This window comes from Curtobacterium sp. MCBD17_032 (assembly GCF_003234855.1).
Lineage (GTDB): Bacteria > Actinomycetota > Actinomycetes > Actinomycetales > Microbacteriaceae > Curtobacterium.
In genome coordinates this window covers 1-13,327 of record NZ_QKTO01000023.1, presented here as the reverse complement: position 1 = coordinate 13,327, position 13,327 = coordinate 1, and the positions used below count along the sequence as shown (strand labels likewise).

Below are 13,327 nucleotides of genomic sequence, written 5' to 3'. Positions count from 1 at the left end.
TGGCCGCCCTCGCCGCCGGGTCCGCCGTCGTGCTGAAGCCCGCGCCGCCGGCCGCCCGCAGTGGCGCCGTCCTGGCGTCGGTCATCGAGACGGCCCTCGACGCGCACGGTGCGCCGGCCGATGTCCTGGCGTTCCTCGACGTCGAGGAGTCCGAGCTCGGGAAGGACCTCATCGCGTCGCCGCTCGTCGACCGGGTCATCCTGACCGGGGCGTACGAGACGGCCGAGCTGTTCCGGTCCTTCCGTCCGGACCTGCCGCTGCTCGCCGAGACCTCCGGCAAGAACGCGGTCATCGTGACCCCGTCGGCGGACCTCGACCTCGCGGTGAAGGACGTCGTCGCCTCGGCCTTCGGGCACGCGGGGCAGAAGTGCTCGGCGGCGTCGCTCGTCGTCATGGTCGGCTCGGTCGCGAAGTCCAAGCGCTTCCGCAACCAGCTCCTCGACGCGGTGTCCTCGCTCACCGTCGGCTACCCGACCGACCCGACGACCCAGATGGGACCGATCATCGAACCGGCATCGGGCAAGCTGCTCGACGGCCTGACGACGCTCGGCGCGGGGGAGTCCTGGGCGATCGCACCGAAGCAGCTCGACGAGACCGGCAAGCTCTGGAGCCCCGGTGTCCGCCAGGGCGTCCGGCGGGGCTCGGAGTACCACCGCACGGAGTACTTCGGCCCGATCCTCGGCGTGATGGTCGCCGAGACCCTCGACGAGGCGATCGACATCGTCAACGAGGTCGACTACGGTCTGACCTCCGGCCTGCACTCGCTCGACCCGGGTGAGATCGGGACCTGGCTCCGCCGCATCCAGGCGGGCAACCTCTACGTGAACCGCAGCATCACCGGCGCGATCGTCCGCCGCCAGCCGTTCGGCGGGTGGAAGAAGTCGGCGGTCGGCGCCGGCACGAAGGCCGGCGGCGTGAACTACCTGGTCGGTCTCGGCTCGTGGGAGTCCGCCGTCGCCCGCGCTGGCTCGACGCCGTCGTCGGCGGTGTCGGCCTTCGTCCGGGCGACCGGTGTCGCGTCCGAGTCGGTCGACCGTGCGGTCGCGTCCGACGAACTCGCCTGGACCTCGGAGTTCGGGACCGCGGCTGACGTGTCCGCACTCTCGGCCGAGCGCAACGTCTTCCGGTACCTGCCGTTCCCGGGAGTCCACGTGCGCCTGGGTACCGAGGGCACCATCGAGGACCTCGTGCGGGTCGTCGCCGCGGCACTCCGGGCGGGCACGCCCGTCCAGGTCTCCATGGCCGTTGCGCTCCCGGAGGCGGTCGCCACCGCGCTCCGCGGGCTGTCGGTGGTCGAGTCGGTGCGGCAGACTGAGTCCGACGAGGCCTTCGCCGCCCGGATCGCTGCCGGCCCCTCCACCCGCGTCCGACTCATCGCCGAGGACGCTGCCGCGCTCGCTGTCGGGACGGACGGTCGGCCGGACGTCGCCGTGTACGCCGAGCCGGTGACCGAGGCCGGGCGCATCGAGATGCTGCCGTTCCTCCGTGAGCAGGCGGTGTCGATCACGGCGCACCGCTTCGGGACGCCGAACCACCTGTCGGACGACCTCATCTGACGGCTGCCCGCCGGCGCGACGCACCAGGACGGACACCGCACCGCGCTTCCACGCGGTGCGGTGTCCGTTCTGCGGTGCGGCGGGTGACGCCCGGCCGACCGGTGAGCGCTGTCCGTGCCCGCCCCCGGCGACCCCTCGGTACAACGGGTGCATGTGTGAGTCGGTGCAGTGCCTGGTGTGTGGGAAGGCGTCATGGACCGGGTGCGGTGAGCACGTCCGCGAGGTCTTCCGCGGCGTCCGTCGTCGTGACCGGTGCACGGGACACGGAGCGCCCCGCTCCTTCCCCGACGACGACGGGTTCCTCTGAGCCGCTGAGCCGCTGAGCCGCTGAGCCGCTGCGGTGCCGGCCCGTCGGCCTGAGCTGTCCGCTCGCCGCACGGTCGGTGCGCACGATCAGGTGTCGGGCGTTGCCTCGGATCCACGTCGTACAGCGACGACGACCCGGCCACCCTGCCGGTGACACCCGAGGAGCCCCACATGACCGACCCGATCGCTCGCCCCATCGCACTGGCGCACGTCCGCGTGACCGTGACCGACATCGCCCGCAGCAAGGCCTTCTACCAGCAGCTGTTCGGCGTCGAGCCCGCGATGGACTTCAGCGAGCACGCCGGTGAGCCCGGGATCACCGAGGACCGTGAGCGGCTCTACGGCGGCTGCATCTTCCCCGTCGGGGACCAGCTCTTCGGCCTCCGCCCCGTCGCGTCGAGCGGCCAGCGGTTCGACCCGGACACGGTCGGTCTCGACCACGTGAGCTTCTCGGTCGGGTCGGTCGACGAACTGCACGAGGCGGCCGCGCGGCTCGACGCCGCCGGTGTCGAGCACGGCGAGGTGACCGACCTCGGCGACGCCGGGATGGTGATCCTGTCCGTGCAGGACCCAGACGACATCAACCTGGAACTGGCGGCCGTCCGCAGCTGACCACCCGCGGCGGTCACCGCACGGGGCGCAGGATGTACTCGAACGTCGTGCGTGCCCGCTCGGGGTCCGGGGTCTCGCCCGAGATCAGGTCCGCGTAGGTGAACGACTCCGAGACGCGGACGAGCAGGCGACCGAGTTCCTCGGGGGAGAGTGGTGCCGGGTCGAAGGCCCCCGACTCCTGCTCGGCGGCGACCAGGGTCGAGACCACGGCGACGAACCGGCGCTGCACCTCGCTGTCCGTCGTCGTCAGGAGTCGCAGTGCCCGGGCCGGCTCGCGGGTCAGGAACGCACGGAAGTACGGCGCACGGATCAGGTCCGCGGTGAAGTGGTCGAGGACGTCGACGATGCGTGCCGCTCCCGACGGTGCCGCCGCACGGCCCGCGGCGTCGAGTGTCGGGACGGCGAGCGACCAGAGGATCTCGGACAGCAGCTGGTCGCGGTTGCCGACCCACCGGAACAGCGAGGTCCGGTCGACGCCGAGCGAGGCCGCCAGGGCACCCATGTCGATGCGGGCGCCGTCGATGAAGGCGTGACGTGCGGAACGGAACGCTCGCTGGGCGTCGGGGTGGGCCTCCAGGCGGGTGGCGAGCGCGCTCGGGACGAGCGCCGAGCCCAGTGCGCCGAGTGCCTGCCTGCTCACGGTTCCCCCAGAGTCGTCGTTCCGGTCTTGCAACGTTTCCGAGAATGATGCATCGTTGGGGTCATGTCAATGACGGCTGCGCAGATGCCCCTGCTGGAATCCGACTTCTACCGGTTCCAGGAGCAGCTGACCGACCAGGAACGCGCCTCCCTCGGCAAGCTCCGCGAGTACCTCGAGCGCGACGTCGCCCCGATTGCGGACGAGTACTGGGCGCGCGCGGAGTTCCCGACGCAGGTCATCGCACCGCTCGCCGAGCTCGGCATGTACGGCCCCGGCGTGCCGCTCGTGCGGCAGTTCGAGAACTCTGCGGTGTACCGCGGCTGGGCGGCCCTCGAACTCGGTCGGGTCGACGCCGGCGTCGCGACCTTCATCGGCGTGCAGTCCGGTCTCGCGATGAACTCGATCGCGGTCGCGGGCAGCGACGAGCAGCAGCGGGAGTGGCTGCCGCGCATGGCCTCGGGCGAGGTCGTCGGGGCGTTCGGACTGACTGAACCGCTCTCCGGCAGCGACTCCGCCCGCGGTCTCCGCACCACCGCCCGGCGCGAGGGTGACACCTGGGTGCTCAACGGCTCGAAGCGCTGGATCGGCAACGCCACCTTCGCTGACATCGTCGTCATCTGGGCGAAGGACGAGGCGGACAACCAGGTCAAGGGCTTCCTCGTCACCTCCGACACCCCGGGGTTCACCGCGACGAAGATCGAGGACAAGATCGCCCTCCGGTCGGTGCAGAACGCGGACATCACGCTCGAGGACGTCCGCGTCCCGGAGGCTCGTCGCCTGCAGCGCGCCGACTCGTTCCGGTCCACGGCTGCGGTGCTCCGCCTGACCCGCACCGAGGTCGCCTGGCAGGCCGTCGGCATCTCGGTCGGCGCCTACGAGGCCGCCCTGCGCTACGCCCGGGAGCGCGAGCAGTTCGGCAAGCCGATCGCGTCGCACCAGCTCATCCAGGACCTGCTCGTGAAGTCCCTCATGAACATCACCGCGTCGATCGCCCTGTGCACGCAGGCGTCCGCGTTGCAGGACCAGGGCCTCGGCGGCGACGAGCACTCGGCGATGGCGAAGGCGTTCGCCACGGCGAAGATGCGCGAGACCGTCGGCTGGTGTCGCGAGGTCCAGGGCGGCAACGGCATCGTCCTCGACAAGGGCGTCGCGCGGTTCTTCGCGGACGCCGAGGCCATCTACTCGTACGAGGGCACTCGCGAGGTCAACACGCTCATCGTCGGCCGCGCCGTCACCGGGCAGGCCGCGTTCGTCTGACCGGCCGACCCGGGCGGCAGCGGAGGACCGCCGCCGCCCGGTCGTCGGCCCGGCACCGGTCGCTCGTCGCCCGGTCGTCAGCTCAGGCCCAGAACGCGCCGATCCGCTCCACCACCTGTTCGGCCTGCGCGCGCCCGGCCTCCGCCGACGGCCGCTGCGTCGACAGCGCGAGCGAGTTCGTCCCGAAGGCCCGCTGCGACGCCTCGTCCGCGACGAGGACCTCGACCTGCGAACCGGCGTCCCGCAACGAGGTGACCGCACGGTCGAGCCACGGTCCGAGCGGCGACGGCCCCTCGGGGCTGCAGGCGATCACGAGCACGCGCTCGTGTCCCGCCGCGACGTCCGCGTTGGACGCCGATCGCATGCCGCCGTCCATGTACGGGTGTCCGTCGATCCGCACCGGCGACCACACCAGGGGAACCGAGCAGCTCGCCGCGACGGCCCGTTCGAGCGGCACGCCGTCCTCGGCGCGGAGCACGCGGAAGGTCCCGTCGACGGCGTCCACCGCGGTCACCGCGTAGGGCCGCTCCGGCCACTCGGTCGTGGGCAGCGTGTCGCGGAAGGTCGCAACGCGTTCGTCGTCGCTCTGTCCGGAGGTGACCTGCTGCGCGGCGGCTCCGAGACGCGCACGGGCGTCCTGCTCCGAGGTGGCTCCCTGCAGTGCCGCCGCGAAGCGCTGCTCGAACTCGGCGGCATCGACGCGCGCGGGCTCTTCGTACGTGGTCGGGAGCGGGCTCAGCTGCTGCTCGTAGGCACCGCGCACGCCGCCGCTGCGGAGGAAGGTGCCGACGACGCTGCCGGCGCTCGTGCCGACCACCAGGTCCGCCGCACCGAGGTCGACCCCGGCGTCCTCGAGGGCCGACAGGACGCCGAGCTCCCAGGCGATGCCGGCGACGCCACCACCTCCGAGGACGACTGCTCTGGTTCCGGGCGTGGGGGTGGGGAGGGGCGTTGCGACGTCGGTCATGCCTCCTGCTTACCGGGTCCGTCGATGAACACGTACGGAGTCCGTCCCGCCGGACGCGACCGCCCGCCGGACGGGAGGCCCGGATCACCACCGCCCCGTCCCTCCCGTCCGGACGCTGGCCGGCCCGCTGGCCGTCCCGGCGTCGGTCGGACCGGCCCAACAGGACTCGGACCGCGTCCAATCCCTGGCCGGCCCGCTGGCCGTCGCGGCGCCGGTCGGACCGGCGCAACAGGACTCGGACCGCGTCCAGTCCCTGGCCGGCCCGCTGGCCGTCGCGGCGCCGGTCGGACCGGCACAACAGGATCCGGCTCGAACCGCGGGAATCCGCGGTTCGGGCCGGTTCCTGTTGGGCGGCGCCGCTTCGCGCCGTGGGCGACCGTGCCGCGGCCGGCGCCGCTTCGCGCCGTGGGCGACCGTGCCGCGGCCGGCGGCGCCGCTTCGCGCCGCGGGCGACCGCGCCGCGGCCGGCGGCGCTGCGCGGGCGCTCGGTGGCGGGTCCGACCGACCTGGCGTCGGTCGGATCCGCACAACAAGAACCGGCTCGGACCGCAGGAATCCGCGGTTCGAGCCGGTTCTGTTGTGCGGCGCCGCCCCACGCCGCCGCGCCGAGCCGCGCCGGCGCCTACTCGGCCGTCTGCACGTCGATGAGCACCTTGCCGACGGCGTCGCCCTGCACGGCGTCGTGGGCTGCGGCGGTCTCCTCGAGCGGGAAGCGGATGAGCGCGAGCCCGGCCTCCTCGCCGACCGGCAGGACGCCGTCGCGCAGCGCGGCGGTGATGTCCTCGGCGGCCGCGGCGAGGGCGGCGTCGCCGATCGTGTACAGCAGCAGGAACTGGTAGCGCGCGTTGATGCCCATGTTCGGCCGCACCGGGATCGACGCCGCGTCTCCGCCGTTGTCCGCGTACATCGAGACGACGCCGTGGTTCGCCAGGACCGCGGCGTCGAGGTCGGCGTTCGCCGGGATCGACACCTCGACGACGATGTCCACGCCGTCCGGGGCGATCGAGCGGATCCGGTCGGCGGCGCCGTCCTCGCGGTAGTTCACGGTGTGGTGCGCGCCGGCTGCGGTGGCGAGGGTCGCCTTGTCGTCCGAGCTGACCGTGGCGATGACGGTGGCGCCGGCCCACCGGGCGAGCTGGATGGCGGCGTGCCCGACGGCTCCAGCGCCGCCGGCGACGAGCACGGCCTTGCCGGACAGGGCACCGGGAGACAGGCGCGCGGGGCCGTCCTCGTGCACGGTGAGCGCCCGGTGCGCGGTCATCGCCGGGACGCCGAGGCTGGCACCGACGTCGAATGAAACACCCTCGGGCAGCGGCACGACGCGGGCGGCGGGCACGACGGTGAACTCCTGTGCGGTGCCCGTCGGACGGGAGGCGGCGGCCATGAACAGCCAGACGCGGTCACCGACGGACAGGCCCTCGACGCCGTCGCCGACCGCGTCGACGACGCCGGCGCCGTCCTGGTTCGGCGTGATCTCCGGGAACGGCAGGCCGTCGCCGTACGTGCCGCCCTGTCGGGCCTTCCAGTCGGTGGGGTTCACCCCGGAGACGACGACGCGGACGCGGACCTCACCGGCACCGGGCTCGGGGACCGGACGGTCGGCGAGGGAAAGGACGGCGGACGTTCCGGGCTGGGAGTAGACGATCGATCGCATGCCTCCACGCAACCACCCGCGGTCCGCGACGATTCCAGACCAGGTGTGGTCAGGAGCGGGAGTCGTATCCCGAGCGCGCTTCGGCGACGCCGTCCATGTGGTCGATCGCCCACTGTTCGAGCGGCACGAGCACGGCGCGGAGCGACCGGCCGGTGTCGGTGAGCTCGTACTCCACGTGCGGCGGGATCTCGGGGAAGACCGTCCGGGTGACGAAGCCGTCACGTTCGAGGGCCCGGAGCGTCTGCGTGAGCATCTTCTGCGACACGCCCTGCACCCGGGTGGCGATGGCGGAGTACCGACGAGGCCCGTCCGCGAGGGCGCCGATCGTCAGCACGCTCCAGCGGTCCCCGATCCGGTCGAGGAGCTGCCGCGAGGGGCAGTCCGCCGCGTAGGGACTGTACTCGAGCGCGCTCATCCCGACCTCCGTCACGCACCACGAGGTGCCTACTTACTCGGAGAGAGTAACACCCGTACAGTGAGTGGCACGGCGCGCGATCGCGTCGGCACCACCACCACGAAGGAGCTCGCATGTCCACCATCGTCGTCTTCGGAGGCACCGGCTACGCCGGGTCCGCCATCGTCCGCGAAGCCCTCTCCCGCGGGCACGAGGTCGTCGCCGTCGCGCGTGACACCACGAAGCTCGACGACGCCGAGCACCTCACGCTCGCGCAGGGGGACGCGTTCGACGCCGGTTTCGTCACCGAGGTCACGAAGGACGCGGACGTCGTCATCGTCGCCCTGCACGCGGTCCAGTCGGACGGCACCGAGCTGAAGGACCGGTTCCAGCACTTCGTCGACGCCGCGGCCGCTGCCGGTGCACGACTCGGCATCGTCGGCGGCGCCGGTTCGCTGCTCGTCGCCGAGGGCGGCCCGGCGCTCTACGACACGGCCGAGTTCCCCGACGCCTTCAAGGGCGAGGCGAAGAGCCACGGCCAGGTCCTCGAGGCACTCCGCGCCGGGGACACCGACGTCGACTGGTTCTACGTCAGCCCCGCCGCCGCCTTCGGCAGCTACAACCCCGGCGAGCGTCGCGGCACGTACCGCACCTCTGACGACGTCCTCCTCACCGACGCCGAGGGCAACTCGGACATCTCGGGCGCCGACTACGCGATCGCGATCGTCGACGAGATCGAGGAGCCGAAGCACCACCAGGCGCGGTTCGGCGTCGCCTACTGAGCGCAGCTGTCCGCGTCGCCACGTGCCGGACGGGAGGCCCGTGGCCAAGCTGGTCACGGGCCTCCCCACCGGCACGGCCGTCCCGCCGCTGGCGCGTCGGTCCGGTACCGGCGGCGTGGGCCCACCGTCCGTGGTGTCAGCGGTTGCCGACGATGGTCGGCAGTGGCAGGTGGTGACGCATACGCACCTCGAGGTGCAGACCGCCGCGTCGCGCCAAGACGAGTGCGATGACGGCGGCCGCCGCGGCCGGCACGCCGCCCGCGACCATCATCCCGACGTGTGCGCCGAACCGGTCGACCACCTGGCCCATCAGCGGACCGCCGACCGCCTGCCCGCCGAGCAGCACGAGGACGTAGAGCGACATCACGCGCCCGCGGATCGCGACGTTCGAGGACAGTTGGACGAGGGAGTTCGACGCCGTCTGGAAGAGCAGCTGTGACAGGCCGACGACGACGAGCAGCACGGTGAACGGCGCGATGGTCGGCGTCGACCCTGCCACGACGAGCAGTACTCCGGTCCAGAACACCCCGCCGACGATCGTCCGGAGCCGCACCGTCGCGCGGCGGGTGGAGAGGACCGCACCCGTCAGCGCACCGACCGCGACGGCGGAGTTGAACAGGCCGTAGCCGCCGGCGCCGACCTCGTAGACCGTCGACGCGAAGGCGGAGAGCAGCACCGGCATCGTCAGCGCGAACACCGAGAAGAAGGCCACCAGGATCACCGGCACGATGATCGTCGGCTTCGCGGCGGCGTAGCGGAGGCCCTCGACGAGCTGCCCCTTGGACCTCGGAGCCGACGGGGTGCGGTGCAGTTCGGAGACGCGGAGGAACCCGAGCGTCACGACCACCGCGACGCATGCGACGGCGTTGATGCCGAACGACCACCCGGCTCCCACGGCGACGAGCAGGACACCGGACAGAGCCGGGCCGATCATGCCACCGAGTTGGAACACGGAGGAGTTGACGCTGATCGCGTTCCGGAGGTGCTGGTGCCCGACGATCTCGGTGACGAACACCTGCCGCGCCGGGTTGTCGATCACGGTGACCATGCCGACCAGGAACGCGATCACCCAGATGTGCCACGCCTCCACGACCCCGGCCAGGGTGAGGACGGCGAGCAGCAGGGACAGCACCGCGAAGGCGCCCTGCGTGATCATCATCAGCGCGCGCTTCGAGTACCGGTCGACGAAGACCCCGCCGAGCAGCCCGAACAGCAGCATCGGCGCGAACTGGCAGGCGACGGTGATGCCCACCTGCGCGACCGAGCCGGTGAGCTGGAGGACGAGCCAGTCCTGCGCGATCCGTTGCATCCACCCGGCGGTCATCGCCACGAGGTTGGTGGCGGTGAAGAGCCGGAAGTTCGGCACCGACAGCGCGATGAAGGACCGCCGCCACGGGGGCGGGGTCGTGCTGATCGGGAGCGGCTCGGTGGGTGGGTGGACGGTCGTCGGTGACGGACGCACGGTGTGGGGGACTCCGGCTGTCGAAGGCGGGAACGGTACCCGATCGAAACTAACCGCTCGCGGCCCATTCGATCCTCCTATGATCGACATCACTCCATTGCGATGTCGAATGAAGGGCCAGCCGTGCTCGATCCCGTCCTGCTCCGGACCTTCCTCGCCGTCGCCGAGACGAGCAGCTTCACGCAGGCCGGCGTCCGACTCGGGATCAGTCAGCCGACCGTCTCGCAGCACGTGCGTCGGCTCGAGTCCGCGGTCGCCCGGACCCTCGTCGCACGGGACACCCGGGGGGTACGGCTGACCGACAACGGCGACGCGATGGCGGGGTTCGCCCGGACGATCCTGGCGGCGCACGCGACCGCGGACGCGTACTTCTCCGGGGTGGCCGCCCGCGGTCGGCTCCGGTTCGGCACCGCCGACGACCTCGCGATCACGCAGCTCCCGCGGATCCTCCGGGACTTCCGCAAGCTGCACCCGCAGGTCGACCTCGAGCTCACCGTGAACCAGTCCGCGCCGCTCCTCCGCCGGGTGCACGCGGGACAGCTCGACCTCGTCTTCATCAAGCGCACGGCCGGGGAGTCCGCCGAGGGCACCCGGGTCGCCTCGGACCAGATGGTGTGGATGGCCCAGGACGGCATCGCCCTCGAGGCCGACGACCCGGTGCCGCTCATCGCGTACCAGGCGCCGAGCATCAGCCGGCAGATGGCGATCGACGCCCTCGAGGCCGCCGGGCGCACGTGGCGGATCACCTGCAACACCCGTGACGTGAACGGTGTCCTCGCGGCGGTGCGGGCGGGGATCGGCGTCGCGGTGTTCCCGCACTCGCTCATCCCGGCCGACCTCGTGAAGGTGTCGCAGCGGCTGTCGCTCCCGGACCTGCCCGCGGTGGACTACGTCCTCATCGCGAACCCGACCGTGCAGCGCGAGCCGATCGAGGCGCTGACGAACGCGATCCTCTCCCGGGGTGTCGTCCGCGCTGTGTGACGGCATGTTGTGTGTCCCGTTGCCCGAGTCGATCCGGTGTGCCAGTATCTGGAATACCAGAACAGAGGAGGGGCACATGATCCGAACCAGCAGGACGGTCCGCAGCGGAGTGCTCGTGCTCGCAGCAGCGCTGGCCACGGTCGCATCGAGTCCGCTGCCGGCATCCGCTGCGGCTGAGGTCGACACCGTCCCCATGACCGTTTCGAGCTTCGATCCAGCGGTGGCAGCCGCGCACGGGTACCGGGTGGAGAAGGCGGCCGACGGCAGGGAGATGTCGGTTCCGGTGACGGATGCTGCACGCGATGAGCAACGACTGTCCGGAGCAACTCGGAACACGGTGAGCGGGAACTGCGGGAGCGCGACCTTGACCATCACGAGGAACCGGGCTCGTCAGGGCATCAACATCCAGACCAGCTACGTGGTGAAGGGAACCAGCCTCGGACACCACTGGGGAGTGACAGGGGCGACGGGGGTCGGGAAGCTCTACGCCGAGCCCTTCTCCGGATTGGCCGGCGGATCCCGCTGGAGTGCCACGCACTTCAAGAGCGTCTACGGATGGAGCTCCGGTTTCGGCCAGATCGACGTCGGGTCCTTCGCGACGCTCTCGAACGGAGCCATCTGCCACGCCGGCCGAGCGACCAGCAGCTGGTGACACGGATGTCCGAGGAGTACGGAGCGCGGGGGACCTCGACGGAGGCGATGCGCTGTGCAGTTCGGTGACGGCTCTCGGAACGAGTTCGGTGACTGGCCCGCCGAGATGCTCATCACCGAGGAGCGGCGCGAGCACGCGCTCCTGATGCTGTTGTTCCTCGGATCCAGGACCACCACCGCCCGGCACGACGAGGCTCCCCGGGGGCAGGGCGATGCTCGTTGGGTGGCAGCGTGGACCGCCTCCATCGCCGAACTCGCGGCACGGCCTCCGTCGCGGCCCGACGCTGACGACGGTGTCGCCGCTGCACGTGCGTGGCGTGGACGGCTCTCCGAGCACCTGGGGCGCGGGGTCATCGATGACGACCTCGAGGACGCCTACGAGACGTGGCTCGAGACCGTGGCACCGGTGGATGCCGACATGTCGTTCGACGACGGGGTCCTCCCGGACCTCGTGGCGGCGTGGGTCGCCGGGCTGAGGACGCTCGTCGTCATCCCCGTCACTGCTCCTGTCGCGGTGCGGCTCTCCGGATCGACTCTCATGGTGTCCAGCGCGTCGCGATCGGAGGTGAACCGACTCGGAGCAGCGTTGCGTGCGTTCGCGGCCGCACCGTCCTCCGGCTGAGGGACCGGCCGAGACCGACACATGGCGAGGTGGGGCTCGACGAGTCAGCGGGCGGGTCAGGGCGCGATCGTCGGCGTGGCCCCCGTGCCCGTCAGGTCCGGCAGCGGCGCACCGAGTGCGGACGCGACGGCCCAGAGCAACACGAGGGTCCCGACCGCGCCGAGCACGGTGCCGAGCAGGGCGACGGGCCGCTGCCAGGTGGACGCGGGGTTCCGCATCGTCACCACGGACACCACGACCGCGAGCACACCGAGCAGGACGCCGACGGCGTGCACGGTCGCAGGAGCGGTGAACCACCAGGCCGCGAGTCCGAGCGTGCCGAGACCGGCGAGGGCGCCGAGCACGGCACCCGGCGTCGCGCCGATCGGACGTCGAGCGCGCGTGGCGGACGCACCGGTTCCGGCCTGGAGGCGCGTGTCGGCTCCCGTCACCGGCGGAGCGGCTTGCGGCTGCGCGGTCGTCGCGGCGGCGACGGGGACCGCGGTGGACCGCGCCTTCGTCGGCTGGGCCGGACGACGCTTCGGCAGGAAGCCCCGACGGGTGTTCGCGCCGCGGCTGCGGTCGGCGTTCCGGTGCTCCCGGGCAGGGGTCGGGGCGTGGGTCGCCTCGCCGTCGGACGTGGCGGTCTCCGCCGGTTCCTCTGCGGCCGGCGCGACGGACGGCAGAGCCCGTGTGACCGCGGGGACGACCGGCGCCACGGCGTGCGGCTCGGCCGCCGGACCGGGGAAGGGTGCGGCGGTGGTCGGCGCCGGGGTGGCGAGCACGGCGTCGAACGTCGGCGGAGCGGTGACCGCCGGCGGGATCACGCGCGCCTGCTGCCGGGCGAAGCGGGCGGGCGTGCGGTACCCGATGGGTCCGACGGCCTCGGGCTCGCCGCCCTCGACGACGACGTGTTCGAGTCCGGGCACCGAGAACCGCGGCTGTCCGGCTGCCGGCACGACGGGGAACGCGGGCGCCGGCGGGGCGGCCGGCGTCGCGACGCTCGCGCCACGTCCGGCGGCCGTCGGAGCGGTCGGGATCCCGGCATCGGGGGTCGCGGACCAGGACTGCGTGGGGGCCGGTCCTGCCGGGGCGGGCACGGGCGCCGCGGACCGGGCGTCGCCGGCGTCCGCGAGCGGTCCGACGGGCGCTGCGAGCGTGTGCGCCGCGCCGACCACGGGGGCGGCGGGCATCGCCATCGCCCCGGCGGAGGCCTGGGCAACCGTTGCGCTCCGACGCGCTGCACCGTGTCGTCCTGTGGTGCGGGGCTCGCCAGCGGCGGTGCCGTCCGCAGCAGGGTCCGGGGCGCCGGCCGGTGTGGCGGTCGCCCCGGCCGGTCCGAGCTCGCCGACGGTCGCACGCGCCTCCGCGACGGCCGAGAAGGGGAGGGTGTCGACGTTCGGCGACGTCGGAGCCGGCGGCAGCAGCTCGGGGGTCGGCGGGAAGTCGGGGACGACGGCGTTC

At 72.4% G+C, this 13,327-nt stretch carries 12 protein-coding genes and 1 pseudogene; 7 read left to right on the top strand and 6 right to left on the bottom strand.

From position 1 onward, the window contains the following. Together DEI91_RS15795 and DEI91_RS15790 are read left to right on the top strand one after the other, a co-directional pair. Window positions 1–1,556 (top strand): aldehyde dehydrogenase family protein (locus DEI91_RS15795; protein WP_146244327.1); only part of this gene is annotated, 1,556 nt, incomplete at its 5' end. A gap of 477 nt (window positions 1,557–2,033) precedes the next feature. Next, on the top strand, window positions 2,034–2,474 hold the full coding sequence (locus DEI91_RS15790) for a VOC family protein (protein WP_111053207.1): 441 nt from the start codon (window positions 2,034–2,036) through the stop codon (window positions 2,472–2,474). 13 nt (window positions 2,475–2,487) lie between these two features. On the opposite strand, the gene DEI91_RS15785 is transcribed toward DEI91_RS15790, so the two are convergent. Further along, complete coding sequence (locus tag DEI91_RS15785; protein ID WP_181439658.1) at window positions 2,488–3,114, bottom strand: QsdR family transcriptional regulator; 627 nt, start codon at window positions 3,112–3,114, stop codon at window positions 2,488–2,490. A 63-nt stretch (window positions 3,115–3,177) separates the two neighbouring features. Here DEI91_RS15785 and DEI91_RS15780 point away from each other — a divergent pair, with 63 nt between their 5' ends. Further along, window positions 3,178–4,371 carry an acyl-CoA dehydrogenase family protein gene (locus tag DEI91_RS15780; RefSeq protein WP_220038107.1) on the top strand — a complete coding sequence of 398 codons (1,194 nt, stop codon included), beginning with the start codon at window positions 3,178–3,180 and terminating at the stop codon, window positions 4,369–4,371. 82 nt (window positions 4,372–4,453) lie between these two features. On the opposite strand, the gene DEI91_RS15775 is transcribed toward DEI91_RS15780, so the two are convergent. The 3 genes from DEI91_RS15775 to DEI91_RS15765 form a co-directional block, all read right to left on the bottom strand. Beyond that, on the bottom strand, window positions 4,454–5,338 hold the full coding sequence (locus DEI91_RS15775; protein ID WP_111053206.1) for a patatin-like phospholipase family protein: 885 nt from the start codon (window positions 5,336–5,338) through the stop codon (window positions 4,454–4,456). A 622-nt stretch (window positions 5,339–5,960) separates the two neighbouring features. Then, entirely contained in the window at window positions 5,961–6,992 is a 1,032-nt protein-coding gene (locus tag DEI91_RS15770; protein ID WP_111053205.1) for an NADPH:quinone reductase, read from the bottom strand. Between the two features lie 49 nt (window positions 6,993–7,041). After that, window positions 7,042–7,407, bottom strand: coding sequence for a helix-turn-helix domain-containing protein (locus DEI91_RS15765; RefSeq protein ID WP_110901732.1), 366 nt, complete (start codon window positions 7,405–7,407; stop codon window positions 7,042–7,044). Between the two features lie 113 nt (window positions 7,408–7,520). Here DEI91_RS15765 and DEI91_RS15760 point away from each other — a divergent pair, with 113 nt between their 5' ends. Continuing rightward, window positions 7,521–8,168, top strand: a complete 648-nt coding sequence (locus tag DEI91_RS15760) for an NAD(P)-dependent oxidoreductase (RefSeq protein ID WP_111053204.1) — start codon at window positions 7,521–7,523, stop codon at window positions 8,166–8,168. A 136-nt stretch (window positions 8,169–8,304) separates the two neighbouring features. Here DEI91_RS15760 and DEI91_RS15755 read toward each other — a convergent pair whose 3' ends face one another. Further along, the gene (locus DEI91_RS15755) at window positions 8,305–9,630 is read right to left on the bottom strand and encodes an MFS transporter (protein ID WP_111053203.1); all 1,326 of its coding nucleotides are present in this window, start codon (window positions 9,628–9,630) and stop codon (window positions 8,305–8,307) included. A 123-nt stretch (window positions 9,631–9,753) separates the two neighbouring features. Between DEI91_RS15755 and DEI91_RS15750 the strand changes: the two genes are divergently transcribed. The 3 genes from DEI91_RS15750 to DEI91_RS15740 all read left to right on the top strand — a co-directional run bounded on the left by DEI91_RS15750 (window position 9,754) and on the right by DEI91_RS15740 (window position 11,884). Further along, a complete protein-coding gene (locus tag DEI91_RS15750) occupies window positions 9,754–10,611 on the top strand; it encodes a LysR substrate-binding domain-containing protein (RefSeq protein ID WP_111053202.1) in 858 nt (285 codons plus the stop codon). A gap of 76 nt (window positions 10,612–10,687) precedes the next feature. Next, window positions 10,688–11,263, top strand: coding sequence for a hypothetical protein (locus DEI91_RS15745; protein ID WP_111060903.1), 576 nt, complete (start codon window positions 10,688–10,690; stop codon window positions 11,261–11,263). Window positions 11,264–11,317: 54 nt separating this feature from the next. After that, window positions 11,318–11,884, top strand: coding sequence for a hypothetical protein (locus DEI91_RS15740; RefSeq protein WP_111053200.1), 567 nt, complete (start codon window positions 11,318–11,320; stop codon window positions 11,882–11,884). Between the two features lie 56 nt (window positions 11,885–11,940). Here the strand turns inward: DEI91_RS15740 and DEI91_RS16400 are convergent. Further along, window positions 11,941–13,327: pseudogene (locus DEI91_RS16400) on the bottom strand (hypothetical protein); the annotation flags it as partial.

What these genes read in the sequence shown, in the direction of transcription:
- DEI91_RS15770 (WP_111053205.1), bottom strand. Translation starts at nt 6,992, where the DNA reads ATGCGATCGATCGTCTACTCCCAGCCCGGAACGTCCGCCGTCCTTTCC.
- DEI91_RS15765 (WP_110901732.1), bottom strand. Translation starts at nt 7,407, where the DNA reads ATGAGCGCGCTCGAGTACAGTCCCTACGCGGCGGACTGCCCCTCGCGG.
- DEI91_RS15790 (WP_111053207.1), top strand. Translation starts at nt 2,034, where the DNA reads ATGACCGACCCGATCGCTCGCCCCATCGCACTGGCGCACGTCCGCGTG.
- DEI91_RS15775 (WP_111053206.1), bottom strand. Translation starts at nt 5,338, where the DNA reads ATGACCGACGTCGCAACGCCCCTCCCCACCCCCACGCCCGGAACCAGA.
- DEI91_RS15760 (WP_111053204.1), top strand. Translation starts at nt 7,521, where the DNA reads ATGTCCACCATCGTCGTCTTCGGAGGCACCGGCTACGCCGGGTCCGCC.
- DEI91_RS15745 (WP_111060903.1), top strand. Translation starts at nt 10,688, where the DNA reads ATGATCCGAACCAGCAGGACGGTCCGCAGCGGAGTGCTCGTGCTCGCA.
- DEI91_RS15780 (WP_220038107.1), top strand. Translation starts at nt 3,178, where the DNA reads ATGTCAATGACGGCTGCGCAGATGCCCCTGCTGGAATCCGACTTCTAC.